The organism is Haematobacter missouriensis (genome assembly GCF_000740775.1).
Lineage (GTDB): Bacteria > Pseudomonadota > Alphaproteobacteria > Rhodobacterales > Rhodobacteraceae > Haematobacter > Haematobacter missouriensis.
The window spans coordinates 50,967-76,360 of the sequence record NZ_JFGS01000007.1 but is presented as its reverse complement, the minus strand read 5'-3'; the positions used below and the strand labels follow the sequence as shown (position 1 = coordinate 76,360).

General features: G+C 65.2%; 26 protein-coding genes and 1 pseudogene. 11 read left to right on the top strand and 16 right to left on the bottom strand.

Translation table 11 applies throughout. The features are described 5' to 3' along the window. Positions 1 to 6 precede the first annotated feature (6 nt). Both CG51_RS07830 and CG51_RS07825 read right to left on the bottom strand, forming a co-directional pair. Complete coding sequence (locus CG51_RS07830) at positions 7 to 819, bottom strand: EcsC family protein (RefSeq protein WP_035743684.1); 813 nt, start codon at positions 817 to 819, stop codon at positions 7 to 9. A 43-nt stretch (positions 820 to 862) separates the two neighbouring features. After that, positions 863 to 1,366: a GNAT family N-acetyltransferase gene (locus tag CG51_RS07825; protein WP_035743683.1), complete on the bottom strand. Its 504-nt coding sequence runs from the start codon at positions 1,364 to 1,366 to the stop codon at positions 863 to 865. Positions 1,367 to 1,460: 94 nt separating this feature from the next. Between CG51_RS07825 and CG51_RS07820 the strand changes: the two are divergent. The 4 genes and pseudogenes from CG51_RS07820 (at position 1,461) to CG51_RS19985 (ending at position 4,430) form a co-directional block, all read left to right on the top strand. After that, positions 1,461 to 2,069: pseudogene (locus CG51_RS07820) on the top strand (flavin reductase family protein). A 56-nt stretch (positions 2,070 to 2,125) separates the two neighbouring features. Then, a complete protein-coding gene (locus CG51_RS07815; protein ID WP_416171640.1) occupies positions 2,126 to 2,791 on the top strand; it encodes a ribonuclease HII in 666 nt (221 codons plus the stop codon). Positions 2,792 to 2,883: 92 nt separating this feature from the next. After that, positions 2,884 to 3,990: a site-specific DNA-methyltransferase gene (locus CG51_RS07810; protein ID WP_035743682.1), complete on the top strand. Its 1,107-nt coding sequence runs from the start codon at positions 2,884 to 2,886 to the stop codon at positions 3,988 to 3,990. A 140-nt stretch (positions 3,991 to 4,130) separates the two neighbouring features. Further along, positions 4,131 to 4,430 carry a DUF2218 domain-containing protein gene (locus CG51_RS19985; protein ID WP_088238989.1) on the top strand — a complete coding sequence of 100 codons (300 nt, stop codon included), beginning with the start codon at positions 4,131 to 4,133 and terminating at the stop codon, positions 4,428 to 4,430. On the opposite strand, the gene mutY is transcribed toward CG51_RS19985, so the two are convergent. After that, positions 4,358 to 5,488 carry an A/G-specific adenine glycosylase gene (mutY, locus tag CG51_RS07800; RefSeq protein ID WP_269845359.1) on the bottom strand — a complete coding sequence of 377 codons (1,131 nt, stop codon included), beginning with the start codon at positions 5,486 to 5,488 and terminating at the stop codon, positions 4,358 to 4,360. The genes CG51_RS19985 and mutY overlap by 73 nt on opposite strands. Before the next feature lie 80 nt (positions 5,489 to 5,568). On the opposite strand from mutY, the gene CG51_RS07795 reads away from it, so the two are divergent. The 3 genes from CG51_RS07795 to CG51_RS07785 all read left to right on the top strand — a co-directional run bounded on the left by CG51_RS07795 (position 5,569) and on the right by CG51_RS07785 (position 7,698). Beyond that, a complete protein-coding gene (locus CG51_RS07795; protein WP_035743680.1) occupies positions 5,569 to 6,120 on the top strand; it encodes a DUF721 domain-containing protein in 552 nt (183 codons plus the stop codon). An 8-nt stretch (positions 6,121 to 6,128) separates the two neighbouring features. After that, a complete protein-coding gene (locus CG51_RS07790; protein WP_035743780.1) occupies positions 6,129 to 6,788 on the top strand; it encodes a DsbA family protein in 660 nt (219 codons plus the stop codon). Positions 6,789 to 6,861: 73 nt separating this feature from the next. Continuing rightward, entirely contained in the window at positions 6,862 to 7,698 is an 837-nt protein-coding gene (locus CG51_RS07785; protein ID WP_035743679.1) for an EamA family transporter, read from the top strand. Here CG51_RS07785 and CG51_RS07780 read toward each other — a convergent pair whose 3' ends face one another. Then, complete coding sequence (locus CG51_RS07780; RefSeq protein WP_143412913.1) at positions 7,699 to 8,061, bottom strand: hypothetical protein; 363 nt, start codon at positions 8,059 to 8,061, stop codon at positions 7,699 to 7,701. A 93-nt stretch (positions 8,062 to 8,154) separates the two neighbouring features. On the opposite strand from CG51_RS07780, the gene CG51_RS07775 reads away from it, so the two are divergent. Then, the gene (locus CG51_RS07775) at positions 8,155 to 9,141 is read left to right on the top strand and encodes a glutathione S-transferase family protein (protein WP_035743678.1); all 987 of its coding nucleotides are present in this window, start codon (positions 8,155 to 8,157) and stop codon (positions 9,139 to 9,141) included. 3 nt (positions 9,142 to 9,144) lie between these two features. Here the strand turns inward: CG51_RS07775 and CG51_RS07770 are convergent, their stop codons facing one another. From CG51_RS07770 to CG51_RS07755, 4 genes are all read right to left on the bottom strand, one after another. Beyond that, a complete protein-coding gene (locus tag CG51_RS07770) occupies positions 9,145 to 9,945 on the bottom strand; it encodes a hypothetical protein (protein ID WP_051930233.1) in 801 nt (266 codons plus the stop codon). 100 nt (positions 9,946 to 10,045) lie between these two features. After that, the gene (locus CG51_RS07765) at positions 10,046 to 10,507 is read right to left on the bottom strand and encodes a GNAT family N-acetyltransferase (RefSeq protein ID WP_035743677.1); all 462 of its coding nucleotides are present in this window, start codon (positions 10,505 to 10,507) and stop codon (positions 10,046 to 10,048) included. Between the two features lie 4 nt (positions 10,508 to 10,511). Then, positions 10,512 to 11,984, bottom strand: a complete 1,473-nt coding sequence (locus CG51_RS07760; RefSeq protein WP_035743676.1) for an ABC transporter substrate-binding protein — start codon at positions 11,982 to 11,984, stop codon at positions 10,512 to 10,514. Positions 11,985 to 12,109: 125 nt separating this feature from the next. Next, positions 12,110 to 13,411, bottom strand: coding sequence for an acetylornithine deacetylase/succinyl-diaminopimelate desuccinylase family protein (locus CG51_RS07755; protein WP_035743675.1), 1,302 nt, complete (start codon positions 13,409 to 13,411; stop codon positions 12,110 to 12,112). A gap of 57 nt (positions 13,412 to 13,468) precedes the next feature. Here CG51_RS07755 and CG51_RS07750 point away from each other — a divergent pair, with 57 nt between their 5' ends. Both CG51_RS07750 and CG51_RS07745 read left to right on the top strand, forming a co-directional pair. Further along, positions 13,469 to 13,768, top strand: coding sequence for a hypothetical protein (locus CG51_RS07750; protein WP_088238990.1), 300 nt, complete (start codon positions 13,469 to 13,471; stop codon positions 13,766 to 13,768). 15 nt (positions 13,769 to 13,783) lie between these two features. After that, positions 13,784 to 14,440: a DUF1523 family protein gene (locus CG51_RS07745; RefSeq protein ID WP_035743674.1), complete on the top strand. Its 657-nt coding sequence runs from the start codon at positions 13,784 to 13,786 to the stop codon at positions 14,438 to 14,440. Positions 14,441 to 14,446: 6 nt separating this feature from the next. On the opposite strand, the gene CG51_RS07740 is transcribed toward CG51_RS07745, so the two are convergent. The 7 genes from CG51_RS07740 to CG51_RS07710 form a co-directional block, all read right to left on the bottom strand. Further along, entirely contained in the window at positions 14,447 to 15,376 is a 930-nt protein-coding gene (locus CG51_RS07740; protein ID WP_035743673.1) for a 2-hydroxyacid dehydrogenase, read from the bottom strand. 3 nt (positions 15,377 to 15,379) lie between these two features. After that, entirely contained in the window at positions 15,380 to 16,519 is a 1,140-nt protein-coding gene (rodA, locus tag CG51_RS07735) for a rod shape-determining protein RodA (RefSeq protein ID WP_035743672.1), read from the bottom strand. After that, on the bottom strand, positions 16,516 to 18,435 hold the full coding sequence (gene mrdA, locus CG51_RS07730) for a penicillin-binding protein 2 (RefSeq protein ID WP_051930230.1): 1,920 nt from the start codon (positions 18,433 to 18,435) through the stop codon (positions 16,516 to 16,518). The genes rodA and mrdA overlap by 4 nt, the downstream gene beginning before the upstream one ends. Continuing rightward, complete coding sequence (locus tag CG51_RS07725) at positions 18,432 to 18,962, bottom strand: hypothetical protein (RefSeq protein ID WP_035743671.1); 531 nt, start codon at positions 18,960 to 18,962, stop codon at positions 18,432 to 18,434. The genes mrdA and CG51_RS07725 overlap by 4 nt, the downstream gene beginning before the upstream one ends. Further along, complete coding sequence (mreC, locus tag CG51_RS07720) at positions 18,955 to 19,905, bottom strand: rod shape-determining protein MreC (protein WP_051930228.1); 951 nt, start codon at positions 19,903 to 19,905, stop codon at positions 18,955 to 18,957. Before mreC ends, CG51_RS07725 begins: the two co-directional genes overlap by 8 nt. A gap of 47 nt (positions 19,906 to 19,952) precedes the next feature. Next, entirely contained in the window at positions 19,953 to 20,987 is a 1,035-nt protein-coding gene (locus CG51_RS07715; protein WP_035743670.1) for a rod shape-determining protein, read from the bottom strand. Between the two features lie 240 nt (positions 20,988 to 21,227). After that, complete coding sequence (locus CG51_RS07710; RefSeq protein WP_035743669.1) at positions 21,228 to 22,793, bottom strand: 2-isopropylmalate synthase; 1,566 nt, start codon at positions 22,791 to 22,793, stop codon at positions 21,228 to 21,230. 317 nt (positions 22,794 to 23,110) lie between these two features. Between CG51_RS07710 and CG51_RS07705 the strand changes: the two genes are divergently transcribed. Then, the gene (locus CG51_RS07705) at positions 23,111 to 23,776 is read left to right on the top strand and encodes a VPLPA-CTERM sorting domain-containing protein (protein ID WP_035743668.1); all 666 of its coding nucleotides are present in this window, start codon (positions 23,111 to 23,113) and stop codon (positions 23,774 to 23,776) included. A gap of 68 nt (positions 23,777 to 23,844) precedes the next feature. On the opposite strand, the gene CG51_RS07700 is transcribed toward CG51_RS07705, so the two are convergent. Further along, positions 23,845 to 25,251 (bottom strand): MORN repeat-containing protein, encoded by a 1,407-nt coding sequence (locus tag CG51_RS07700; RefSeq protein WP_084695097.1) that lies wholly within the window; start codon positions 25,249 to 25,251, stop codon positions 23,845 to 23,847. Positions 25,252 to 25,394: the final 143 nt, after the last annotated feature.

Sequence of the window (25,394 nt, the reverse complement as noted above, 5' to 3'; positions counted from 1 at the left end):
GACCCGTCAACTAAGCCGCTTCGGCTCCATCGCGGCGGCAAAGGCGGCGGCGACCGCCACCGGATCGTTGTCGCGCGCAAGGCGTTTCAGGCCGAAGCGCACCCGAGCCATCTCCTGATAATAACCGACAAAGGCGAAGTTGATCGAAGCGCCCGCCGCAGCGCCGATCAGCGGAACGCTCTGCGCCGCGATCTTCTGGCCCAGCACCACGGAGAAGGGTGCTGCCGCGCTGGCGATAAGGCGCTGCACCGTCGGCCCCGTGATGGTGAACCGGGCGGTAAGAAACGCGGTATTCACACCGTCATCGAGTTTCAGCGGCCCACCGCTGGCGAACACCTGAAGGCAGTCGAGCAGCGTGCGCTCATCGCGTGGATCGAAGCCGTTCTCTGCCGCGATCCGTTGCAGGCCGCGGAAGATCACGGTGATGGTGACAGGCAGTTCCACGAGGGATGTGCCGATGCCGCCCATGCCACCCACCGCACCGGAGAGCGTCGCAGCCGCGCGGTGCGCCCCCGCCCCGAAAGGCCCCTTTCCGCCGCCGGTGCGGGCCGCAAGCCTGTAGGCCCGCTCCAATCCCTTGCGTGTGACCTTTTCGATGCGATCCTTCACCCCGTCGGGAAGGCGCTCCAGCCCGTTCTCGACAACGCCGCCAGCGGCATTGACAAGGCTCAGGAGAAGCGAACCGGCCTCCTTCTGGCGACGGGCCAGCGCCTCGACCTCCGCCTTCACGTGCGGGGGGAGGTCATGGCTCCGCTCGCCGGGAAGGTCTTCCACGGGAGAAGCCGATTTCAGGGAGTCGTCGTCGCGCGCGTGTGTCATGGCTGGGAATCTGGCCCGCCGCCGCCCCGCTTTCAAGGGCGGATCACTCGGGAATGACGGGGCCCTCATGGCGCGTGACTTCTCCGCCGACGCCGCCCCAGCCGCCGGGCGCAAGCTCGAAGCCCAGCACCCGCTCCGGGTTGGTCGGCGGCGGCATCACCACATCGGCGCGACGGGAAAAGCCGAAGCGGCGGTAATAGGGCGCATCCCCCACCAGCAGAATACGGCTCCAGCCCATCCGGCGCGCCTCGCCCATGCTCTCGCGCATAAGAAGGCCGCCCAATCCCTCCGATTGCCGCGTAGGGTGGACCGCGACGGGGCCAAGCAGCAGCGTCGGGTGCCCCCCCACCAGCACCGGCCAGTAGCGGATCGCGGCGGACACGTTCTCCACCTCGTCCCGCAGCAACAGGCAGAGCGGCGCCACCGGCTGAACCCCGTCGCGCAGCCGGTAGGAGGACAGCGCCGTCCGCCCGGGCGCAAAGCACAGGTCGTAGAGTGCCTCCACCTCCCACAGATCGTCCGGGGTTTCTTCCGTCAGCCTGAACATGCGCGCTGCCCCTTCCCGCCGCCCTTAGATTTCGGGCTGGCAATCGTTTTCCGACGCTCTAAGAAGGATCCAGGCTGAACGCAACGGAGACTCTATGTTCTACACCCCTGCCGAGGGCCATGGCCTGCCGCACAATCCGCTGAACGCCATCGTCACTCCGCGCCCGATCGGCTGGATCTCCACGCGTGGCGTGGATGGATCGGAGAACCTCGCACCCTAATCGTTCTTCAACCTCGTGGCCTATGTTCCCCCCCAGGTCATGTTTGCCTCCACCGGCCGAAAGCCTGACCGGGAGGAAGGCAAGGACACGCTTTCCAACATTCGCGAAACCGGTGTCTTTTGCGTGAACATCACCGGCGAGGCGCAGCTCGACGCCGTCAGCGCCTCCTCCGCCCCCTTCGGCCGAGAAGTGGACGAATTCGCCGCGACCGGCGTCGCGCGGGAGGATTGCGTGACGATCCCCTGCTCCCGCGTGGTCGGCACGCCCGCGACACTGGAGTGCAGGATGACAGAGATCATGCCCCTGCGTGGTCAGAACAACTTTCTGGTCCTGGGCGAGGTGACAGGCATCCACCTGAACGATGCCTGCCTGATCGACGGACGTTTCTCGCCCGAGGTGTTCCATCCGCTCGCCCGCATGGGCTATCGCGACTACGCCGTGGTGCGGGATGTATTCGAGAAACTCCGGCCAGGCGAGAGCTGAAAACCTGACGAGCGCGGTGCGCCGGGCGCCCATCCGGGCTTGCACAGCCGCCGCGCATGGTCTTTCTGAGCCGCATGGACGGCGCTGACGAATCCCTCCCGCATTTCCGGCTTGAACTCTGCCTCATCGCGCAGGGCATCTTGCGTGTCGCAGGCGTGGATGAAGTGGGGCGCGGGCCGCTCTGCGGGCCGGTGACGGCAGCGGCCGTGCGCCTCCGGCCCGATTGCATTCCTCAGGGCCTGAACGACTCCAAAAAGTTGACGCGGGACAAGCGGGAGGAACTGGCCCTCCGCATCCTAGACTGCGCCGATGTGGCCATCGCCCATGCGACGGTGGAGGAGATCGACACCCACAACATCCTCCGCGCCAGCCACATCGCGATGTGCCGTGCACTGGTTGCTCTGCCGGGCGGGTGTGATCACGCCCTGATCGACGGCAACATGCTGCCTCGCGACCTCGCCATCCGGGGAGAGGCGATCATCGGCGGAGATGCCATATCGCTCTCCATCGCCGCTGCCTCCATCGTGGCAAAGGTGGAGCGTGACCGGATCATGGTGGATTTGGCGCAACAGTATCCGGGCTATGGATGGGAAAGAAACGCCGGATACTCCACTGCCGCGCACTTGGAAGCGCTGCGGACACTGGGGCCGACCCCACATCATCGGCGTTCCTTCAAGCCTGTCCACAACATCCTGTATCAAGACCTTTCAACAACACCTTGACTCAATAAACAAATTGACGGCGATTCGCTGATTCGCCATTTTTTGCCTAACGGAACGGTCCCAAGAAGGCCGTCGTACAAGAGGCAAGAGTAATGACGAAGACCACCAGCCGACAGGCCGCCAGCCTGCCGCTCAATGAGATCATCGCCGGGGACTGCATCGAGGCGATGAATGCCCTCCCCGCAGGGTCCATTGATCTGGTCTTTGCCGATCCGCCCTACAACCTGCAACTCCGCGGCGACCTGCACCGGCCGGACAACAGCCGCGTCGATGCGGTGGACGACGCCTGGGACAAGTTCTCCAGTTTCGAGACCTACGACCGTTTCACGCGGGAGTGGCTCTCCGCCGCCCGGCGGTTGCTGAAGCCCAACGGGTCGATCTGGGTCATCGGCTCCTATCACAACATCTTCCGCGTCGGCACCGCGCTTCAGGATGCCGGGTACTGGGTGCTGAACGATGTCGTCTGGCGCAAGACAAACCCGATGCCGAACTTCCGCGGCAAACGCTTCACCAATGCCCATGAGACGCTGATCTGGGCGTCCCGGTCGGAAGGCGCGAAATACACATTCAATTACGAGGCGCTGAAGGCGCTGAACGAAGGTGTCCAGATGCGGTCGGACTGGGTCATCCCGATCTGCACCGGGGGCGAGCGGCTGAAGGACGACACCGGTGCCAAGGCCCACCCCACGCAGAAGCCGGAGGCGCTGCTTCACCGGGTGCTGATCGGCACGACCAATCCCGGCGACGTAGTGCTGGATCCTTTCTTCGGCACCGGCACGACGGGCGCCGTGGCAAAGATGCTGGGACGGGATTTCATCGGCATCGAGCGGGAGTCTGCCTATATCGAAGCGGCGAAGGCACGGATCGACCGAGTCCGCCCGCTGGAAAGTGCCGCGCTGGAAGTGTCCGGCTCAAAGCGGGCGGAACCGCGTGTGCCCTTCGGGCAACTGGTGGAGCGCGGCATGCTCCGCCCCGGCGAACAGCTCTATTCTGCGAACGGCCGTTCGGCCAAGGTGAGGGCAGATGGCACCCTCATTGGAAACGATGTGAAAGGCTCGATCCATCAGGTCGGCGCGGCGCTGGAAGGCGCGCCCTCCTGCAACGGTTGGACCTATTGGCACTTCAAGCGCGAAGGCCAGATGATCCCGATCGACCTCCTTCGCCAGCAAATCCGTGCGGAGATGATCAGCGACCGCTGACCCTCCGTCCCCTGTCGCCAGTGCCGCCGGCGGACCGATCGCCGTGGCACAACTGCCCCGCCATGCTGCCATGGCGGGGTCTTTTCATTGACCCTTCGCCTTCCCATGTCTGGACTCCCACCGGTCGGGAGAGATCAGACATGTTCACCGCAACGACCTATTTCAGCCTGCCGCACGCCGCAAAACGCCTGCCGGAAATCGCCATGCTGTTCGCCGGAGCGGGAGAGGTCAGCCATGACCGCAGCCGCGCCGACGCCCTGATGCCTTTCGGACACCTGACCTTCCGAGCCGTCGAAGCGGGGCTGGATGTCGTCCTCGTCTCGCCTGACCCGCGCGCGCTGGCGCAGGGGCGGAAGATGGTGGAGCATCACTTGCGCCGGGTTGTCTTTCCGCTCCGGTTCGAAGGGCTCGCCTGGACTTCTCCAGTGGCGCTGTCCTGATCCGCGCGGATCAGGTCATAGGCCTTGCGCATCACCGTGGGCAGATGCGCGGGGCTGAGCAGCATGAAGCGCCCGCGCATCGGCTCCGCCGCCTCGGGCAGGTCTGCCACGCGCAGGGCGAGGCGCAGGTGAAAATGCGTGAAGGTATGCAGCACCTCTCCGCCCGGATCGCGCCATTCCGCAGCGACGGGGGGTGCGTCCTGCGGCTCCTCCACCGTCCAGTCCGTGCCGGGAAACCCCAGCATGCCGCCCAGCAGCCCGCTTTCCGGCCGGGTTTCCAGAAGCCATGCCCCGTCCGTCCGCCGTGCGAGATAGAGGATCCCCCGCCGCACCGGCTTTGCCGCTTTCGGCAGCTTGCGTGGCAGCTCCGCCTGCACCCCCTCTGCACGGGCGACGCATGGCTCCCGCCAGGGGCAGATGCCGCAGGCAGGGCTTCGAGGAGTGCAGATCGTGGCGCCCAGATCCATCACCGCCTGAGCATAGTCACCCGGCCGCTTCGCGGGTGTGAGCCGCGCGGCCAGCGCCGTCAGCTCAGGCTTCGCGGGGGGTAGCGGCGTCTCCACCCGGAACAACCGCGCCATCACCCGCTCCACATTACCATCCACCACCACCTCCGGCGCATCGAATGCGATGGAGGAGACGGCGGCAGCGGTATAGGGGCCGACACCCGGCAGCGTCAGAAGGCCCTCCCGCGTTTCGGGGAAGCGACCACCGTGCTCCGCCACGACGGCTCGTGCGCCCTTCAGCAGGTTCCGGGCGCGGGCGTAGTAGCCAAGCCCCGCCCATTCCGCCATCACGGCCGAATCCTCCGCCGCCGCAAGCGCGGCAACATCCGGCCAGCGATCGGTGAACCGCCGAAAGTAGTCGCGCACGGCCACCACAGTCGTCTGCTGGAGCATAACCTCGGACAGCCAGATGCGGTAGGGATCGGGCCGAACGCCAGCCTTCCTTTCGGCCGGTCCAATGCGCCAAGGCATGACACGGGCATGTCGATCATACCACTCAAGAAGCGCCGCCGAGAGATCGTCCGGTGTCCAGTCCTGTCTCACGTCGCGCAAAATTCCGTCAACTCCGTCGCTTCCACTGGTGCGTCGCCGCTTCGCTGCCTTAGAATAGGCTTCAGACCCGGAAAGCAAAGATGCCGCGCAAGACGAAACCGTCCTTCTCCCCCCCCTCCCGCCGGATGCGCGGGTTCGAGCCTGCCGCGGGCCTTCTAGGCGAACGCATCCGGCAGGCGGGAGAGAAGCGTGGCTTCGCTGTCGCGCGTCTTCTCACCCATTGGGCGGAAATCGTCGGGCCGGAGATCGCCGGAATGGCACGGCCCGTCAAGATGTCCTACGGCCAGCAGGGCCTTGGCGCAACGCTGACGCTGCTGACGACGGGAGCAAAGGCGCAGATGCTTCAGATGCAGTTGCCTTCGATCATCACCCGGGTGAATGCCTGCTACGGCTACTCCGCCGTGTCGCGCATCTCGATCACCCAGACGGCACCCACCGGCTTTGCCGATGGGCATGTCGCCTTTACTACCCCTCAATCCCCGCAGAAGCCCCAGCCCGCACCGGAGATCACCCGCCGCGCCGCGGAGGCCACGGGCGGCGTGCAGGACGAGGGGCTTCGCGCCGCGCTGGAGCGGCTTGGGCAGAACGTGATCGCCCGCGCTCCCGGCAAAGACAGCACATTCGGAAAATGAGGAAGACGATGAAGACCACCCTTTCCGCCCTTGCGATGGCAACCCTTGCCGGTGCCTTCTGGTTCGGCGCGGCGGCACTTCCCGATACGGGCGCGGCCCGTGCGCAGGCCGCCGAAACCGCTGCCCCGGCTCCGGCGGCAGATCCCGCACGCGATATCGTCATGGGCAATGAAGACGCACCGGTGACGATCATCGAATACTCCTCCTTCACCTGCCCGCACTGCGCGGCCTTCTCCAACGACGTGTTCCCGGAGATCAAGAAGGAGTATATCGACACCGGCAAGGTGAAGTTCATCCAGCGCGAGGTCTATTTCAACCGCTACGATCTCTGGGCCGCGATGGTGGCACGCTGCGGGGGAGACATGCGTTATTACGGCTTCTCCAAGACCTATTTCGCCAAGCAGCGCGAGTGGGCCGGGTCGGACGATCCTGCGGTGGTCGCGGAAAACCTGCGCGGGATCGCGCGTGCCGGCGGCCTGAACGACGAGCAGGTCAATGCCTGCCTGAATGATCAGGCCACCGCGGAAGCGCTGGTGAAGGCCTATTCGGAGCGGTCGCAGGCGGATGGCATCAACTCCACCCCGACCTTCATCATCAATGGCGAGAAGCATTCCAACATGTCCCTTGCCGACATGAAGGCGGTTCTGGACAAAGCTGTGGCAGAATAAGAATTCCCGCCGCTTGACAGTCAGGGGGCGCGGGGCTTAGGGCCGTTACGGAACCGTCACAAGCCCCGCATCCATGCCTCCTGAAGTCTTCGGCCTCGTTCTTGTCGCCGCGTTGATGCACGCGGCGTGGAACGCCGTCGTCAAGGCTTCCGGCGACAAGACACTCACAGCCGTCATGGTCGCCGCGGCGGCCGCGATCATTTCCCTGCCGATCATGCCTTTCCTCGCCATTCCGGCACGGGAAAGCTGGCCCTTCCTGGCCCTCTCCGTGGCATTGCAGGTGGCCTATTACTTCCTCGTGGCGCGCGCCTATACGGTGGCCGACATGAGCCAGACCTACCCCGTCATGCGTGGCACCGCGCCGCTTATCGTGACCCTCGTCGGCATGGTTCTGCTCGGGGAGCATCTTGGCGGAATCGCGCTGTCCGGCATCTTCGTGATCGCGGGCGGCATCCTCAGCATGGCGCTGTGGTCCGGTGGATCGACCAATCGCGCGGGGCTGCGCTATGCGCTGCTAAACGCTTTCGTCATCGCGGGATACACGCTTTCCGACGGCTACGGCGCGCGGCTTTCCGGGGCGCCGGTCTCCTATACGATGTGGGAGTTCGTCCTTACCGCCGCCCCCATGCTCGCCTGGGCGTTGCTGCGCCGTCGCTCCTCCTTTCTGCGTCAGGTGAGGGAGGGATGGCACTGGGGCCTGCTGGCGGGGTTTGGGACACTCGTTTCCTATGCCGTGGCGCTCTGGGCTATGACACTTGCACCTGTGGCGGTCGTGGCGGCACTCCGTGAGACGTCGATCCTGTTCGGAACCGCGATAGCAGCCTTCATCCTTCGGGAGAGGATCGGCCCGCAACGCCTTGTTGCGGCTTGTATGATCGCCGTTGGGGCCGGTCTGCTCCGCCTCGCCTGATCAAGCCAGAAGCCGCACCAGTTCATCACTGTGCAAAGGCTCCATTTCATCGGGCGCCCAATCTGCGGGTGGGGCGTTCGTCGCAAGGGTGGAGAATTTGTATTCGCAGATGAGTTCTCCACTTGCGGAGATGGAAGCCACGATCAGACAATGCCGAACGAGCTTGTGCCCGTCATACAGGTCAACCGCGCCCCGAAGGTGGACAACCCCCTCCGCCGCGATGGAAAATCCGCCTTCCCACGTATGCAGCACCGGATAGATGCGTCCAGCCACCTTGGCGCGGAGTCGGCTCTTGACCCTCTGCTCCATCGGGGTGGGCATATCCCGCAGGTTTCTCGCAAGTTCGCTTGGCAGCACATCCATGAGCAATCCCTCCACAGACATGAAATAATGTGAAGCATTTCCCGTGAGCTTCAAGTTACTGTCCCATGAAGTTTTCACGACGGGAGAGACGGTATGGGACAGCTCGTAGACGGTGTATGGGAGCCGGGCTGGTATGACACCAAGTCGACAGGGGGCGCGTTCAAAAGGTCCACCGCCGGTTTCCGGAACTGGATCACGCCGGACGGCAGTCCAGGACCGAGCGGAGAGGGCGGATTTCCTGCCGAAAGCGGGCGGTACCACCTATACGTCTCCTATGCCTGTCCCTGGGCACACCGGACACTGATCTATCGCGCATTGAAGGGCCTGACGGAGCATATCGGCCTTTCCGTTGTCCATCCCGATATGCTGGCGGATGGATGGACCTTCGCGACCGACTTTCCGGGAGCGACAGGGGATACGCTCTACGGCCTTCCCTTCCTGCGCGACATCTACACGAAGGCTAAACCGGACGTGTCGGGCCGCGTGACGGTGCCCGTGCTCTGGGACAAGAAGCGGGAGACGATTGTCTCCAACGAATCCTCCGAAATCATCCGTATGTTCAATTCCGCCTTCGACACGGTCACCGGCAATACGACAGACTACTGCCCGGCGTCCCTGCGGAACGAAATCGACGATCTGAACGCGGTTATCTATGACGGGTTCAACAACGGCGTCTACAAGGCCGGTTTTGCCACCAGCCAGCAGGCCTACGATCCCGCCGTTGAGGGCGTTTTCGAGACGATGGACGCGATGGAGGAGTTGCTTTCGCTCCGCCGCTTTCTGACCGGATCAAGAACGACGGAGACGGACTGGCGGGCCTTCACCACGCTCATCCGGTTTGACCTTGTCTATCACCTGCATTTCAAGTGCAACCGGCGGCGGCTGGCGGACTACGCCAATCTCTGGCCCTACACGCGGGAGCTGTATCAGGTGCCGGGCGTGCGGGAGACGGTACGCTTCGACCATATCGTGCGCCACTATCACTACAGCCACGACACGATTAATCCCTACCGCATCCTGCCGATCAACCCGGTGCTGGATTTCGACCGCCCCCCGGAGAGAGAGCAGGTCGGGCGCTGACCTTCAGCCCTCGCCCAGCCAGTGCTTGCGGAGCCAGCGCGTCGGCAGGACGCGCTTGCCCAGCCCTCCCGCCGTATAGCCTTGCATGGCCTCCTCGATCTTGGGGCGGCCATGGAAGGCAACGATCCGCGCGTCGCGCGGCAGACGCGGCTCAAGGAACAGGTTCAGCGGCCGCGGCGGGCGGCAGGCACGCTTGAAGCTGACGATCCATTGGTCCGGGAAGGGCGCGAAATAGCCCGCTTCCCATGCCGTGCCGGACGTATAGCTCTGCTCTGACCCGACATAGCGCCGGATCTCCCCCTCCGGGTCGCGGGCCATGGCTTCGTAAAGCGCGGGATGAAGCGCCGGATCCATGCGGAGCACCGAGCCATGCCCGCGTGAGGCGCGCGAGCCGGTCGTGGTCCATTCCCGCCGCATGCAGACCTTGCCCGGCTCCCATGTCATCAGATCGTCGAGCGACCCCGTCACCACCACGTCGATGTCGAGAATGAGCAAAGGCCCGCTCAACCCAGGCACCGCCCCTTCCCGAAACAGCGACAGCTTGCGAAGTGCGCCGTGGTAGGCATGCTTCCGCATCTCCGCGAACATGGCGGGGAAGAACGGCTCCTCCGCCAGCGGCAGGACCTCGATTCCGGCATCCAGCCCGGTGGCATCGTCCGTCATGCAGAAGAACCTGAGCGGTCCCGTGACATTGCGGCGGACGCCCGCATACAGGCGGTTCACATATTCCGGCCCATAGGCAGTGCCCCATTTCATGCAGGCGACATGGGTCGGCGTGACCGGAGCGGAAGGGATTTCGGACATGGGCTACCTGCAAAGACGGGGCGACCTGCAAAGACGGGGGCTACCTGCAAAGACGGGCAGCCCTCAGCAGGCCAAGCCTACCCGCTCGGCCCGTGGTTGGCTACCGCGGATCAGGAGGAAAGGACTTCTCGAAATACACACGGTCGAAGCCCTCCTCCTGCCGCCGGCCGGTTTCCACATAGCCAAGCCGGGGGTAGATCGCCAGATTCCGTACCATCTTCGCGTTTGTATAAAGGCGCACACCCGCCATCCCCGCCGCTTGCGCTTCGCAAAAGGCGATGAGCACCCCGCCCACCCCCTGCCCCGCAGCCTCCGGTGAGACCGCCACATTCTCCAGCAGCATGTGGTCCCCCTGCGGGTAGAAGACGATGAAGCCCAGCGGCCCGCTGTCCCCGAGCGCAACATGCACCTGTCCCGCCGCGATCTGACAGGCAAAATCAGCGATCATCGGCGCGGGTTTTTGACCGATCAACGGCACATAGCGCGCATAGGCACGCTCTGCACAGGCCCGGATCCATGGCTCATCACCAGCTTCCGCCCGCCGGATGAGAGGGCGCGCCAAGGGATCACTCCTCCCAATAGACCGCCGTCAGGTCATTGGCGGGGGTGGGCGAGTTTTCCCAGAGGCCGTGGATCTTCGCATTCGCGACGCCTGCTTTCGGAAGCTGGAACAGGAAGCCGTTGACGAAATCCTCCGCGATCATCGTCTCCGCCTTTTTCAGCAGGGCAGAGCGCGCCTCCCGCCCGGTGGTTGCGGCGAGCGTATCCATCAGCGTCACGAATTCCGGCTTGGCGTAACCGAAGTAGTAGTCGGGGCGGGCATAGATGTTGATGTCCATCGGTTCGACATGGGCAACGATGGTCATGTCGAAATCCTTGCCCTTGAACACCTGCTCCAGCCATTGTGCCCATTCGACGTTGGTGATCTCCGTCTCGATCCCCACCGCGCGGAGTTCGGCGGCAATGATCTCTCCCGAGCGGCGGGCATAGGCGGGCGGCGGCAGCGCGAGCCTGAGGTGCAGCCCCTCCGCCCCGGCCTCCTTCAGCAGGGCCCGGGATTTCTCTGGATCATAGGCAGAAATCTCGGTCAGATCGACATAATCGGGATTGTGCGGGGCGAAATGCGTGCCGATCGGAACACCGTAGCCGAACATCGCACCGTCGATCAGCTCCTGGCGGTTGATGGCGTGGGCAATCGCCTCCCGCACGCGGATATCGTCCAGCGGCGCCTTGCGATTGTTGAGGCCGAGGATGACCTCCCCCTCCGTCGTTCCGACCAGCACCTTGAAACGGGGGTCGCTCTCGAACTGGACCAGCGTCTCGGGTGCGGGGAAGTTCGGGAAGGCATCGACATCGCCGGACATGACGGCGGCAAAGGCCGCGGTCGGATCCGCGATGAACTTGAACGTCGCGGACGACAGCTTGGCGGGCGTTCCCCAGTAGTCCACGTTGCGCTCGATGGTCACGTGGTCGCCCTTCACCCATTCAACGAACTTGAACGGTCCTGTGCCCACGGGATGGGTGGCATTTGTGGCCGCGCTTTCCTCTCCCACCATGACGGCATCGCCCCAGGCGAGGTTGAAGGGAAAGTTGCCGTCCGGGGACTTCAGCGTGATACGGACAAGAAACGGCTCCGGCGCCTCCACCTTGTCGATATTGGTGAAAAGCTGCTTCTGCGCATTAGTCGAGTCCGGCCCTCGCGCCCTGTCGAGGCTGAACACCACATCCGCGGCGTTGAAATCCGTCCCGTCATGGAACTTCACGTTGTGATTGAGCGTAAAGGTGTACACCTTCCCGTCGTCGGAGACTTCCCATTTTTCCGCCAGAGACGGCACGATGGAACCATCCGGCGCGAAACGGGTCAGCCCTTCGAAGATGTTGGCGTATGTCACCTCGTCGATCGCAGCGGCCGCACCGGCGGTCGGGTCCAGGTTCGGCGGCTCCAGCGCCATGCCAAGGGTCAGCGTATCCTGCGCCGCCAGAGCCGTCCCGGCAGACAGGACAAGCGCCGCGACGGCGAGTTTCAGGCGTTTCATCATGGCCGCGTTCCCTCACCTCGTTCTCGCGCGCATCAGACACGGGTTACCGTAGCCGATCAAGCGGATAACCGCCTACCGTTCCACAGCGCGCTCGGCCAGAGGGCGCCGCTCACGATCCGGCGAGATCAGCGGAGCAGATCGCCCAGCGTGAGCGCCATGACCCGGGCGGCGTCCAGCATGTCGTCCACCCCGACCCATTCATCCGGCTGGTGGGCCAGATCAAGTATCCCCGGCCCATAGGCGATGCAGTTCTTCAGCCGGCCGATTCGGTCGATATGCTTCTGATCGTAAGTGCCGGGAGAGCAGACGAATTCGGGATGCGTGCCCAGAACGGTCGCCACCGCCGCGGCGACGCTGCGCACGACCGGCGCGCCCTCATCCGTCATCGACGGCAGCACTTCGAACAGGTCGCGGATCTCATATTCGAAGTTGGGCCGCGTGGCCTTCAGCCGGTCGAGCAGGCCCCTGACCTCTCCCTTCACCTCCCCCAGACCTTCTTCGATGAGAAAACGGCGGTCGATGATGATGCGGCAGCGATCCGCGACACAGGGCGCGGGCAGGCCGGTGAACCCCGGAGGCTGCTCCGCCTCACCCCCATGAATGGAATTTATGTTCATCGTCGATTGCCGCGCACCCTCCGGCACCACGGGCATCTCCGTCCGCTTGGAGGCGAGGAGCGGGTAGAGATATGCCTCTATCTCGGCCAGCACCGCCGACATGTGCCGGATCGCACTGTCGCCCAGAAACGGCATGGAGCCGTGGGCAATCCGGCCTTTGGTCTCGATCTCCGCCCACCAGACCCCCCGATGGCCCAGGCAGATGCGGTCCTTGTTCAGCGGCTCGGGGATGATGACATGCTGCACGCGCTCCGGGCTGAAATAGCCGCGCTCGGCCAGCCAGGCGACACCGCCGTAACCGCCGGTCTCCTCATCCGCCGTGGCGGAGATCTCCACCGCTCCGGCGAAGTCGGGGCAGGTATCGACAAAAGCCTCGGCCGCGATGACAGAGGCCGCCAGCCCCCCCTTCATGTCGCAGGCGCCGCGGCCATAGATGCGCCGCCCGTCCAGCTCGCCCCCGAAAGGATCGCGCGTCCAGCCGTGGCCGACCTCCACCACGTCATGATGGGAGTTGAAATGCACGCAATCGCCTTTGCGCTCCCCCTCGCGCCGGGCCACCATGTTCCAGCGCGGGAAGGCCTCGCTGTCCCCCGGCGTCCCCTCCGCCCGCAAAAGCTCCACCCTGAACCCGCGCGCCGCCAGCCGGTCCGCCAGAAACGTACAGATGTCGCGGTAATTCCGGCCCGGCGGGTTGAGCGTGGGAATACGGATCAACTCCTGGGTGAGGGCGATCAGCTCCCCTTCCCGCGCCGCGACGGCGGAAAGCAGACGATCAGAGAGGGGGGGAGAGGGTGTGTCATGACTGGTCATGCCACCACGGTAGTCCGGGAAAAACCGCCGCGCAATCGGGGCATTGGCGGTTGTCGGATGCGTGATATCCTGCGCCTCATGGCAACGCTTCTGATCCTGCTCCGCGTCGCCGTGTGGTCCTTTCTGATTGGCACGGCGCTTTATTTCTCGGTGATTTTCTATCTCCGCTCGCTCCACCGGCAACGGCTGGAAGAGCGCTGGCAGACGCTGTCGGCACCCAAACCGGCGCGGCGAGAGTTCGTGCGGCGCGGGATGCGGCTTTACGACAGTTCCGCCCGGGCGCGGCGATTGCTCGCAATCTACGCGCTGCCACTCGCGGTGATCGCTTTTCTGATCTACTTGGTGAATGTGAACTGAGCCGGAGGGACCGAATTGCGCTACATCAAGTGGACGCTCATCATCGCCATTGTGGGGCTCATCGGCTCCTTCCTGCACTACACGCTCCCCCGCCACGACATCGTGCGAATCGTGGGCACGGAGAACCGGCGGGTGGATTTCGGCGACAATTCCTTCTTCTGGGCCAGCCCCCCTGCGGGGGAGACGGCCCAGGGTACGCGGGACGTGCGATTCATTCAGGCCATCAAGCCGAACGGGCGCGCCATCGTCTATCGCAACGAGGATACCGGCTGGGGATGGCCGCCCTATTTCAAGATGGACAGCGCCAACCTGCAGGCCCGCGCACAGGATCTGATCTCCACCGCCAACACTCCGAAATGGGTGTCGGTGACCCGTTATGGCTGGCGGAACGAGTTCTTCTCGATCTTTCCCAACGCCATGGCGATCCGGCAGGTCTCCGGACCGGACGCGCGGGTCATCCCGTGGGCATCCATCATCGTTCTGACAATCCTGTTCCTGCTGGCGGTCTGGATCGTGGTCCTCTGGCGGCGGTTTCGGCAACGGGCCATCGAACCGGCGATGAGCCGCTTCGATGATGTGATAGACCGGGCGGATGCCAATCTGGATGAGGCGCGCGACAGCATGAGCCGCCGTTGGCAACGCTTCACCAACTGGTTCCGCAGAAAGGGCTGAGCGTGGTCAGTAACCGGCGCGCCTGTCCACGAGGTGAAGGAGGGGCTCCCCCGCCTCTCCCCGCCGGATATTTTCCGCCGCCACGCGGGCCGCGGTCGCAGGGCGTGTCGCCGCCGCGATATGCGGAGTGACGAGGACTTTCGGATGGGTCCAGAACGGATGGGCCGGCGGCAGCGGCTCCTCTCGGAAGACATCCAGCACTGCCCGGCCAAGATGACCTGAATCCAGCGCCTCGAGGAGCGCCTCATCCATGATGAGCGGCCCGCGTCCCGGGTTGATGATGCTGGCCCCCTTCGGCAGCCGCGCAAGACGCGTGGCATTCAGAAGTCCCTCCGTCTCCGGTGTCAGCGGCAGCAGCGTGATGAGGATCTCCGCCTGCGAGAGCACATGGGTCAGCCCGTCGGCGCCGGAATGCGTCTCCACCCCCGGCACATCGTGGGGGCGCCTGCTCCATCCCAGCGGTCGGAAGCCAAGCGCGCCCAGCGCCCCCGCGGCCGCCTGCCCCAGTTCCCCCAACCCGAGGATCGCCACCTTCCGCTCCGCAGCGAGCGGCGGCACGATCCGCCGCCACCGCCCGTCCTGCAGGCAGTCGTCCATCCGGAGATGCAGGCGGAGAACGTGGCCCTTCACATATTCGATCATCCCCTGCGTCAGCGCTGGATCCACCATCCGCGCGAGCGGTTGTGTGAGCGTGACATTGCCCGTGATCCGCTCCACCCCAGCCCAGAGGCTTTGCACAAGGCGGCAGTTCACGAAGGGCGCGTAGTCCGAAATCCGCCCGGCGGGAGAGGTCACGATGTAATCCACGCGCCCCGGATCAGCGGGACTCTCGGCGGTGAGCTCCGCCTCGACACCCGCCTCCTTCAGTGCGGCGGGCAGCGTCTGCTGGTAGGCGACCCATTCGTCAGGGCTGCCGGCAAACAGGATCAGGGGCATGGGTTACCTCGGCTTGTGGATATGCGCGCTCTGCACCAGACCATAGGCCCAGAGCAGAACCAGCATCACCGTCCCGCCGTAGGAAACGAAAGGCAGCGGCGCCCCCTTCGCGGGCGCAAGGCCCATGACCATCGACATGTTGACGGTGATGTAAATGAACAGTGTCCCCGCGATCCCGATGGTCAGGAGCGAACCGTAACGGTCCTTGTTGGTGACGCCGGAAGACATGGTGAAGAACAGCAGCAGCGCATAGAGCGTGAGCAGCGACATGCCCCCCACGAAGCCCAGCTCCTCCGCCAGCGATGTAAAAATGAAGTCGGTATGCTTCTCGGGCAGAAAGTTCAGGCGGCTCTGCGTACCCTCCATGAAACCTCGCCCGGCCCAGCCGCCGGAGCCGAGTGCGATCTTCGCCTGCGTGATGTGATAGCCCGCCCCCAGAGGATCGTTCGACGGATCGAGAAACGTGTCAATGCGGCGGAACTGGTAGTCATGCAGCAACTGCCAGGGCGTGCCGCGACTGTTGAGCACCAGCGCCACCGCGCCCACCACGAGGCCGATGACCACGGCAAAGTAAATCCAGCTCACCCCCGCCGCGAACATCAGCAGAGCGCCCCCGGCGATCAGCATGGTGGAGGTTCCGAGGTCGGGTTGTTTCAGCACCAGAACCGTCGGCACCACGATGATGAGCAGCGGGATCAGCACCCAGAGCGGGCGCGACACCTTCCGCACGTCGAGCCAGTCGTAATAGGCGGCAAGCAGCATGATCATCGCGATCTTCATGATCTCCGACGGTTGGACCATCATGAAGCCAAGGTTGATCCAGCGGGTCGCGCCCATCCCGGTGTGGCCGAACAGCTCCACATAGACCAGCATCAGGAAGGCGGCCATATAGACCGCGCCCGACAGGTTCCTCCACAGCCAGATCGGCACGAAACCCACAAGAAACATGATCACGATGCCAAGGCCGAAGCGCATCATCTGCGGCTCCGCCCAGGGGTGCAGCGACCCTCCCGCGACGGAATAGAGCATCAGGAAGCCCATGGAGCAGATCGCGCTGATCAGCACCACGAGCGGCCAGTTGATATGGAGCAGCTTGCGCAGGCCCGTCGGTACCTGCTTCAGGTTTGACGCGAGATAGGTCATGCGCGGGTCGTCCGGGAAGGTGGCGCGACAGGAGTAGGCGCGGGGTCCGCCCCTTCCGCTGGGGGGGCGACGGCAGTCGGGCCAAGACCGCCACCCAGTGCGAACTTGATCATGTCCCGTGCGATGGGCGCGGCCACGGCAGAGCCGCCGCCGCCATGCTCGACAACGACGCTCACCGCGATACGGGGGGCGTGGACCGGTGCGTAGGCCACGAAAAGTGCGTGATCGCGCCGGTTCCAGGGAAGCTGATGGTTGCCCAGCACGCCGGAGGCCCGCTCTGCCGCCGAGATGTTGCGAACCTGCGCTGTGCCGGTCTTGCCCGCCATCAACATGGCCTCATCGGCGATGCGCGACCCCCGCGCCGTGCCGGTGCGGCCGTTCATCACCTGATCCATCCCCCGCCGCACCTGGGCGAGATGCGCCGCGGAGAGGCCCAGCTCCTCCCCCCCCTGCAACGGTTGCTCGATCCCGTCGATCGACTTGATGAGCCGGGGCAGCACGTTCCGTCCCGTGGCGATCCGTGCGGTCATCACGCAGAGCTGGAGAGGGGAGCTGAGATTGAATCCCTGCCCGATGGAAGCGTTGATCGTGTCACCCACGAGCCAGCTTTCGCCACGTGCCTGCCGCTTCCACGCCTGCGTCGGCGCCAGCCCTTCCGCCACGGCGGAAAGCGGAAGGTCATGGCGGACGCCAAGCCCCAGAAGTCGCGACATCTCACTGATCTTGTCGATCCCGACGCGCTGCGCGATCTCGTAGAAAAACACGTCGCAGGATTGCGCCAGCGCCTCGACCAGCGACAGCCGCCCATGACCCCCGTGCCGCCAGCAGTGGAACCTGCGCCCCCCATAGGCCAGATACCCCGGGCAATAGACGCTGTCGGACGGGTCGAGCATCCCCGCCTTCATCGCGGCAAGCGCGGTCACCATCTTGAAGGTGGAGCCGGGGGGATAGGTGCCCTGCACCGTCTTGTTGGCCAGCGGGCGGTGGTCGTTGGACATCAGCGCGCGGTAGTCGGCGACGGAGATTCCGCGCACGAACAGGTTCGGGTCGAAGGATGGCGCGGAGACCAGCGCCAGCAGATCGCCATTGTGCACGTCCATCACCACCGCGGCGGCGCTGTCCTCCCCGAGCCGGTCGAGCGTGTAGCGTTGCAGCCGGTGGTCCACGGTGAGCTGCACGTTCCCGCCGGCATCGCCCTCCTGCCGGCTCAGTTCCCGCATGACGCGACCGACAGCATTCACCTCGATCCGCTTGGAGCCAGCGGTGCCGCGCAGCACGTCTTCCATGCGCTGCTCGACGCCGTTCTTGCCGATCTGAAACTTCGGAATCTGCAGAACGGGATCGTGGCTCTCAAGATTGGCCAGATCGTTCTCGCTCACCGGGCCAACGTAACCCGCGACATGGGCGAAGTCGCCCCGCAGCGGGTAGAAACGCGACAGGCCCACCTCCGGCGTGACACCCGGAAGCGCCGGACCGTTCACGGCGACCTCGGAGAATTCCTTCCACGACAGCCGGTCCGCGACCGTGATCGGCACGAAGGCCGACCGGCGGCGGATCTCGCGCAGCGTCCGCTCTCTCTCGTCCTCCGACATGGGGATCACGCGCGACAGGCGGTTCAGCACCTCGCCCACATCCCCGGCATCCTCCCGCACGATGACGACACGGTAGTTCTGCTCGTTGCCCGCGATGATCGTACCGGTGCGGTCGGCGATGAGGCCCCGCGTCGGCGGGATGAGCCGGATGGAGACCCGGTTCTCTTCCGCCAGCATGCGGTACTGGTCCGCCTGGTCGATCTGAAGATAGCGCATCCGCCCCGCAAGCAGCGCAAGAACGCTGACCTGCAAGCCGCCAAGGACCAGCGCCCTGCGGGTGATCCGGCGGCTGCTCTCCTCCACATCCTTGTCATTGCGCTTCATGCGCGTCTCCCCAACCTGTCCTGCTCGGGGTCATGCAGGGCAAAGACGAACCGCGTCGCGAGCACGACCACGGGATAGGCGATCATCGTTGTCAACACACGCAGCATCTCGGCGGTGAGTGTGGCCTGCGGCACCAGCGCAGCGGCAAGCACCAATCGCTCCAGCAGCGTCATCGCCACGAGCACCGCCGCGACCATTGCCCACTCCACAGGAAACGGCAGCCCGCGCAAAAGCGCAACCCGCCCCCGTATGAATTCCGTGCCGAGCAGAACGATCGCCGCCCACAGCCCCGGCGGGCGGTGATAGAGCAGATCCTCCAGCAGGAACACCGCGATGATGAGCGGCGCGGGCACGAAGTCCGGCCGGCGCAGGATCCAGGCGAAGGCGAGCGCGATCATCAGGTCGGGCCCGGGGAGTGTCGGCGGCAGCGTGCTCAGCGGCAGGATACGGATGACATAGAACAGCGCCGCGAAGCCCAAGAAGATCGCCCGGTAGATCCACCGCTGAAGGGCCAGCGGATCAGCCATCCGTCCGCACCCCGGGCGGCTGCGTTCCCCCGCTTCGTGCTCCTTGGGTATCCGAGGGCGGAGGTGGCGGCCCGAAGGGTTGGTCAGGCACGATGATGAGCCCGCCGGGATCGGAAAGCTGCTCCGCGCGATGGCTGCGCAGAACGCGCAGGAAGTCGAGCCGCTCGTAATCCGCCGAAAGCCGCACGCGGAGCCGCCGGTCCGGCCCCTGCGCCACCTGCCCGACCAGCAGGTCCGAGGGGAATACCCCGCCATCCCCGGACGACACCACCCGGTCGCCCGGCCGCACCAGATCGGGTGCCTCGATGAAGTCCAGCGGCGGCGATGCGGTGTTGTCCCCCGACAGAATGGCGCGCTGACCGGAGGGCTGGATCGTCACCGGGATCCGGCTGTTGGAATCGGTAAGCAGGATCACGCGGGATGTGGTCTGTCCCACGCCGGAAATCCGCCCGACAAGGCCCAGCCCATCCATCGTCGCCCAGCCGTCCATGATCCCGTCGCGCGCACCCACGTTCAGCAGCACCGACTGCCGGAAGGGCGAGCCGGAATCAGCCAGCACCACGCCCGTCACATGGGTGAGCTTGGGGTCCAGCCGCACCTGATTGAGCCCGAGCAGCTTGGCATTCTTCTGCTCCAGTTGCAGCGCGGCCTCCTTCCACGCCTTCATCTGCTGAAGCTCGCGCCGGAGTTCCTGGTTCTGCTCGTAGATACGCGCGTAGGAGCGGAAGTCGTCGATCATGTTCGCGGTCTTGGTCACCGGGACCAATGCCCATTCCAGCGACGGCACCACGCGGTCGATCAGCGCGGCGCGGAAGCTCTCCACCCGCGGGCTGTCGATGCGCCAGACCATGAAAAGCCCAATGAGCAGCACGAATGCCGTGCCGATCAGGAGTCTCCTGATCGGGCGCATGTATTCAACATGGCCGTTGCGGTCTCTTGCCACCGATGTCCCCCGGCGCCCGTCGTTGAGCCGGATTCTCCGGCCCGGCCTCAGCTATCGTAGTCGATCACGTGCCGAAGCTGTTTCTCATACTCCAGAGCCTTGCCCGTCCCCAGCGCGACACAATTCAGTGACTGGTCCGCGATGGAGATGGAGAGCCCCGTCTGTTCCCGCAGGCTCAGATCCAGATCGCCAAGCAGCGCGCCGCCGCCGGTGAGCATGACGCCGCGGTCCACGATGTCGGCGCCAAGGTCGGGCGGGGTCGCTTCGAGTGCGATCATCACCGCGTCGCAGATCTGCTGCACCGGCTCGGCCAACGCTTCCGCGACATGCGCCTGATTGATCTCCGTCTCCTTCGGCACACCGTTCAGCAGGTCGCGCCCGCGCACCAGCATGGAGGCGCCGCGACCGTCGTCGGGCATCCGGGCCGTGCCGATCGAAGTCTTGATACGCTCTGCCGTAGCCTCACCGATCAGCAGGTTATGGTTGCGCCGAAGATAGGAGATGATCGCCTCGTCCATCCGGTCGCCACCCACCCGGACGGAGCGTGCATAGACGATATCGCCCAGCGACAGCACGGCCACCTCGGTGGTGCCGCCACCGATATCCACGACCATGGAACCGGTGGGATCGGTGATCGGCATGCCTGCACCGATGGCCGCCGCGATCGGTTCCGCGATCAGGCCGGCGCGCCGCGCGCCCGCCGAGATCACCGATTGCCGGATCGCCCGCTTCTCCACCGGGGTCGCGCCATGCGGCACGCAGACGATGACCTTCGGCTTGGCGAAGGTCGTCCTGCGGTGAACCTTGCGGATGAAATGCTTGATCATCTCCTCCGCCACGTCGAAATCGGCGATCACACCCTCGCGCATCGGGCGGATGGCCTCGATGGAGCCGGGCGTGCGACCCAGCATCAGCTTCGCATCTTCGCCGACGGCAAGAACCTGCTTCTTGCCATCCTTGACGTGGTAGGCCACCACCGATGGTTCGTTGAGGATGATCCCCCTGCCCTTGACGTAGACGAGCGTGTTCGCCGTCCCGAGGTCAATCGCCATGTCGGACGAAAACAGACCCGCAATACCCATGCCTGAGACTTTCCGTGTGCAACCCTAGAAGATGAAGGCCGCGAGTCTACCCGCACGGCGGCCAGTCCTCCGTATAGAGCCCACTTGACTTGAGTGAAAGGGGCGGCTCGGCCCGACAGGCGCGTTTCCGCACGTCGTGATCTCCCGCTGCGTTGGCGGAACCTTGCCGTTTCCGCCGCTGAATGCAGGCGGGGCAGCGCCGGTTGATCGGCACCGCCCCTTTTCCGCTCGTCCGGCCTGTCAGGAGACGGCGCGGACCTCCTCCTCCGGCTTGGTCTTCTGGCGGCGCACGATCAGGTTGTTCAGCGCGTTCACATAGGCCTTGGCGGAGGCCAGCATGGTATCGGTATCCGCCGCCTGCCCGGTGACGATCTTGCCGTCCTCCTCCAGTCGGACGCTCACCGTGGCCTGCGCATCGGTGCCCGCAGTGATCGCACTCACCTGATAGAGCTTCAGTCGCGCCTGATGCGGGAACAGCGCCTTCACCGCGTTGAAGGCCGCATCGACCGGGCCATCGCCCGTCGCCTCCACCGATTTCTCCTCGCCCCGGATGGCCAGCGTCAGCTCGGCCGACTGCCCTTCCGTGCCGCAGACGATGCGCAGGCGACGGATCTGGATGGCCTCATCCGCGGCCTCGTTCGCCGTCTCCGTCACCAGCGCGACCAGATCCTCGTCGAAGATCTCCTTCTTGCGGTCGGCCAGCGCCTTGAAGCGCACGAACACGTCGTTCAGCTGATTGTCGGAGGTCTGGAAGCCCAGATCCGCCAGCTTGGTGCGCAGCGCCGCCCGCCCCGAATGCTTGCCCATCGCGATGTTGTTCGCGGTCAGGCCGATATCCTCCGGCCTCATGATCTCGAACGTCTCGACGTTCTTCAGCACACCATCCTGATGGATGCCCGATTCGTGCAGAAAAGCGTTCTTGCCGACGACCGCCTTGTTGAACTGCACCGGGAAGCCGGAGACCTGCGCGACGACGCGGGACAGATTCATGATCTTCGTTGTGTCGATGCCTGTGCGATAGGGCATGATGTCATTGCGCACCTTGAGCGCCATCACGACCTCTTCCAGCGCGGTATTGCCCGCACGTTCGCCCAGCCCGTTGATCGTGCATTCGATCTGCCGTGCGCCGGCTTCCACCGCGGCGAGCGAGTTCGCCGTCGCCATGCCCAGATCGTTGTGGCAATGGGTGGCGAAGATCACCTTGTCCGCGCCCGGAACACGCTCCAGCAGCATGCGGATGAGTTCCGCGCTCTCGCGGGGTGCGGTGTAGCCCACGGTGTCTGGAATGTTGATCGTCGTGGCGCCGGCCTTGATCGCCGTCTCCACCACGCGGCAGAGGTAGTCCCGCTCCGTCCGGGTCGCGTCCATAGGCGACCACTGCACATCCTCGCAATGGTTGCGGGCGCGGGTGACAGTGGCGTGGATCTTGTCGATCATCTCGTCCTGCGTCAGCCGCGTGATGTCGCGGTGGAGCGGCGAGGTGCCGATGAACGTATGGATCCGGGCGCGGGGTGCATACTTCACCGCCTCCCAGGCCCGGTCGATATCCGTGAAGCTGGCGCGGGCAAGGCCGCAGATCACCGAATTGCGCGCGTTCTTCGCGATCTCGCTCACCGCGGCGAAATCCCCTTCCGAGGCGATGGGGAAGCCTGCCTCGATCACGTCCACGCCCATCTCGTCGAGCAGCGCCGCGATCTCCAGCTTCTCCTCGTGGGTCATGGTCGCGCCGGGGGATTGCTCCCCGTCACGCAGCGTGGTGTCAAAAATCAGAACGCGGGCCTGATCGGCGGAAGCTGTGGCGGTCATGGGATGTCTCCTGCTGTCTTGCGATGCCTGTCGGGTGTCTGGCGCGCGGATACCTCTGAGCGGTCGCGCCTGACGGCACGCTCAGAGGCAGCTAAGGAGAAGAAGTCCGCGAGGCGGCAGGGCGCAGGCTGCGCCGCTGAAAATGATGATGTGCCGGTTCGCGTTCATGGGGCGGACTATACCCGGCCAGTGGGGAAAGAAAAGCGAAAGTTTCGCGTCATCCGCGCAGTTTTCGCCAGTTCGCGCCGTTTCAAAGCGACGGTTTTCTGCTATCCTACCGTGATCCGCCCCCGAAAAACCCTTTGGAGGCGCACCCCATGCGTATTGTTGCTCTCGTCATTCTCGCCTGTTCATTCGCCGTTCCCTGTACCGCGACGACACTCACATTCGACGATATTCCGCGATGGCGGGATGGTCCCGCCCCCATCGTCCGGCAGGAAGGCGGGGTAACTCTCTCCGCCGATCCGTATTCCGACGGTGTCGTCTCGTATTCGCTGCCGGGCGCGCTGCATCTCGACGATTCGGGCACGTCGCTGACTGGCGGCGTCAACGTCACCACTGGGGGGCAGTTCCACGCGCTGGGTATGAGCGTCGTGGGCTACCGGCAGGCGAGCTACGTCTTTGGGGCGGATGGATGGGAGATGCACCCGGTACCCTATGACAATATCGCGGTCGAAGGGTTCCGAAACGGGCTGTCCGTCGCCTATACCCGCTTTTCCACGGGGCTGACGGGCGGTGCGTTCAACTTCGCCTTTGGAGGGGATTTCCGGGGCATCGACATGCTCCGTGTCGCTGCCATCGGCCCCTGGGGCCAGAGCGTCGATGGACAACCCATCGAATGCGGCGACACGCCTTGCGGGCATGTCGATCTCGACAGCCTGACCATCGCCCCCATCCCCCTGCCCGCCGGGCTTGCCCTCGCGCTCGGTGGGATGGGGGCGCTGGCGGGGATGCGGCTGCTGCGCCGTCGCGGCGACGCGTAAGGCTGCCGCCGGACCGGAAAGCCGTCCCGCCAAAGGGACAGCGGTCCGCGAGACCTGCCAGACGCGCCCTATTGTGCGGGCGGTTCGGAGCTCTCTGCGGGGGGAGCCGCCGCCTCCGGCAGGTTCAGTTCCCCTGCCGTCCACATACCGCTCACCTCGCGGCCGGAGGCATACCGGAACACGCCCTGCCCGTTGCGGCGACCGTCGCGGAAGCTGCCGGTATAGACATCGCCGGAGGGATAGGTGGCCACGCCTTCCCCCGACATCGCGCCCTCTGCCCAGGTCCCTTCGTAGCGGAAGCCGTCGGGCCGGGTGAATGTGCCGGCGCCCTCCCGCTTGCCCGCGTGGAATGTGCCCTCATAGGCCGAGCCATCGGGATAGCGCGCCGCGCCCTGCCCCTCCGGCTGGCCTGCGATCCAGTCGCCCTCATAGGTCTGCCCGCCGGGATAGGTCATGCGGCCCTTGCCCTCCGGCTTGCCGCTGGCAAAGCTGCCTTCATAGACCAGCCCGTTGGCCTGTGTGAGCTTGCCGGTGCCCGCGATGCTCCCGCCTGCCCAGTCGCCCTCGTAGATGGAGCCGTCGGCATAGGTGATGTGCCCCAGCCCTTCCGGGCGGTCGGCGACAAAGGCGCCTTCATAGATGGAGCCATCGGGATAGCGGGCCGTGCCCTGACCCTCTCTCCGGCCGTCCTTCCAGTCGCCCTCATAGCTGTATCCGTCGGCCTGCCGGAAGGCGCCGTGTCCGTTGCGCCGGTCGGCGGAGAAGCCACCCTCGTACCGGTCGCCATTGCCGTAAAGTACACGGCCCTCGCCCTCTCGCTGGCCGTTGACGAAGGCGCCCTCATACACATCGCCGGAGGGTTGCAGCAGTCGCCCCTGCCCCTCGATCCGCCCGTCGGTCCATGCGCCGTCATAGACCATGCCGTCGGGCAGCGTCAGGCGGCCCAGCCCCTGCCGCCGGTCCGCGACGAAGGCCCCTTCGAAGACCGAGCCGTCGGGGTAGTCGATACGGCCATCGCCCTCCCGCCGGCCCTCCTTCCACGCTCCGTCGTAGCGCGTACCGTCGGCGGACTGCATGCTTCCCCGGCCATCGGGCCGCCCGGCAAGGAAATGTCCCGAATAGACCGCCCCATCCGCATGGCGCAGGATGCCCTCGCCGGTCATCTCGCCCGCCGTCCACGCGCCCTCGTAGGTGCTGCCGTCGGCGAAGACCATGCGGCCCTGCCCCTCGGGGCGCCCGTCGGCAAAGGCCCCCTCGTAGATCGAACCGTTCGGATAGCGTGCGCGCCCCTGCCCGCGGATCTCTCCATCCACCCAGTCGCCGGTATATTCATAACCGTTCGGCAGCTTGTAGCTGCCCTGCCCGTGCTGCCGACCGGCGCGAAACGTGCCCTGGTAGAGAGAGCCGTCGTCATACTGCTTGGTGATGACGGGCCCCGTGCCTGCGGGAGCGGCCTGCTCCCCCTGCGGCGGCACGGGCGGAGGGGCCGATTGGGGGGCGGACTGGGGTGCCGCCTGCTGCGATCCGGCGGGAAGCGCCACCAGCGCCGCGATGAGAATGCCACCTGCGGTTGCTGCGATACCTCTCGGAGCCAAGCCCGTTCCTCCCGGTAATGTCC

Excerpts from the sequence above, each read along its gene's own strand:
- CG51_RS07705 (WP_035743668.1), top strand. The coding sequence starts at position 23,111 with ATGCGTATTGTTGCTCTCGTCATTCTCGCCTGTTCATTCGCCGTTCCC.
- CG51_RS07830 (WP_035743684.1), bottom strand. The coding sequence starts at position 819 with ATGACACACGCGCGCGACGACGACTCCCTGAAATCGGCTTCTCCCGTG.
- CG51_RS07780 (WP_143412913.1), bottom strand. The coding sequence starts at position 8,061 with ATGGATGTGCTGCCAAGCGAACTTGCGAGAAACCTGCGGGATATGCCC.
- CG51_RS07810 (WP_035743682.1), top strand. The coding sequence starts at position 2,884 with ATGACGAAGACCACCAGCCGACAGGCCGCCAGCCTGCCGCTCAATGAG.
- CG51_RS07815 (WP_416171640.1), top strand. The coding sequence starts at position 2,126 with ATGGTCTTTCTGAGCCGCATGGACGGCGCTGACGAATCCCTCCCGCAT.
- CG51_RS07755 (WP_035743675.1), bottom strand. The coding sequence starts at position 13,411 with ATGACCAGTCATGACACACCCTCTCCCCCCCTCTCTGATCGTCTGCTT.
- CG51_RS07760 (WP_035743676.1), bottom strand. The coding sequence starts at position 11,984 with ATGATGAAACGCCTGAAACTCGCCGTCGCGGCGCTTGTCCTGTCTGCC.
- mrdA (WP_051930230.1), bottom strand. The coding sequence starts at position 18,435 with ATGAAGCGCAATGACAAGGATGTGGAGGAGAGCAGCCGCCGGATCACC.
- rodA (WP_035743672.1), bottom strand. The coding sequence starts at position 16,519 with ATGACCTATCTCGCGTCAAACCTGAAGCAGGTACCGACGGGCCTGCGC.
- CG51_RS07725 (WP_035743671.1), bottom strand. The coding sequence starts at position 18,962 with ATGGCTGATCCGCTGGCCCTTCAGCGGTGGATCTACCGGGCGATCTTC.
- CG51_RS07795 (WP_035743680.1), top strand. The coding sequence starts at position 5,569 with ATGCCGCGCAAGACGAAACCGTCCTTCTCCCCCCCCTCCCGCCGGATG.
- CG51_RS07750 (WP_088238990.1), top strand. The coding sequence starts at position 13,469 with ATGCGTGATATCCTGCGCCTCATGGCAACGCTTCTGATCCTGCTCCGC.
- CG51_RS07825 (WP_035743683.1), bottom strand. The coding sequence starts at position 1,366 with ATGTTCAGGCTGACGGAAGAAACCCCGGACGATCTGTGGGAGGTGGAG.
- CG51_RS07785 (WP_035743679.1), top strand. The coding sequence starts at position 6,862 with ATGCCTCCTGAAGTCTTCGGCCTCGTTCTTGTCGCCGCGTTGATGCAC.
- CG51_RS07710 (WP_035743669.1), bottom strand. The coding sequence starts at position 22,793 with ATGACCGCCACAGCTTCCGCCGATCAGGCCCGCGTTCTGATTTTTGAC.
- CG51_RS07790 (WP_035743780.1), top strand. The coding sequence starts at position 6,129 with ATGAAGACCACCCTTTCCGCCCTTGCGATGGCAACCCTTGCCGGTGCC.
- CG51_RS19985 (WP_088238989.1), top strand. The coding sequence starts at position 4,131 with ATGTTCACCGCAACGACCTATTTCAGCCTGCCGCACGCCGCAAAACGC.
- CG51_RS07775 (WP_035743678.1), top strand. The coding sequence starts at position 8,155 with ATGGGACAGCTCGTAGACGGTGTATGGGAGCCGGGCTGGTATGACACC.
- CG51_RS07740 (WP_035743673.1), bottom strand. The coding sequence starts at position 15,376 with ATGCCCCTGATCCTGTTTGCCGGCAGCCCTGACGAATGGGTCGCCTAC.
- CG51_RS07715 (WP_035743670.1), bottom strand. The coding sequence starts at position 20,987 with ATGGGTATTGCGGGTCTGTTTTCGTCCGACATGGCGATTGACCTCGGG.
- CG51_RS07770 (WP_051930233.1), bottom strand. The coding sequence starts at position 9,945 with ATGTCCGAAATCCCTTCCGCTCCGGTCACGCCGACCCATGTCGCCTGC.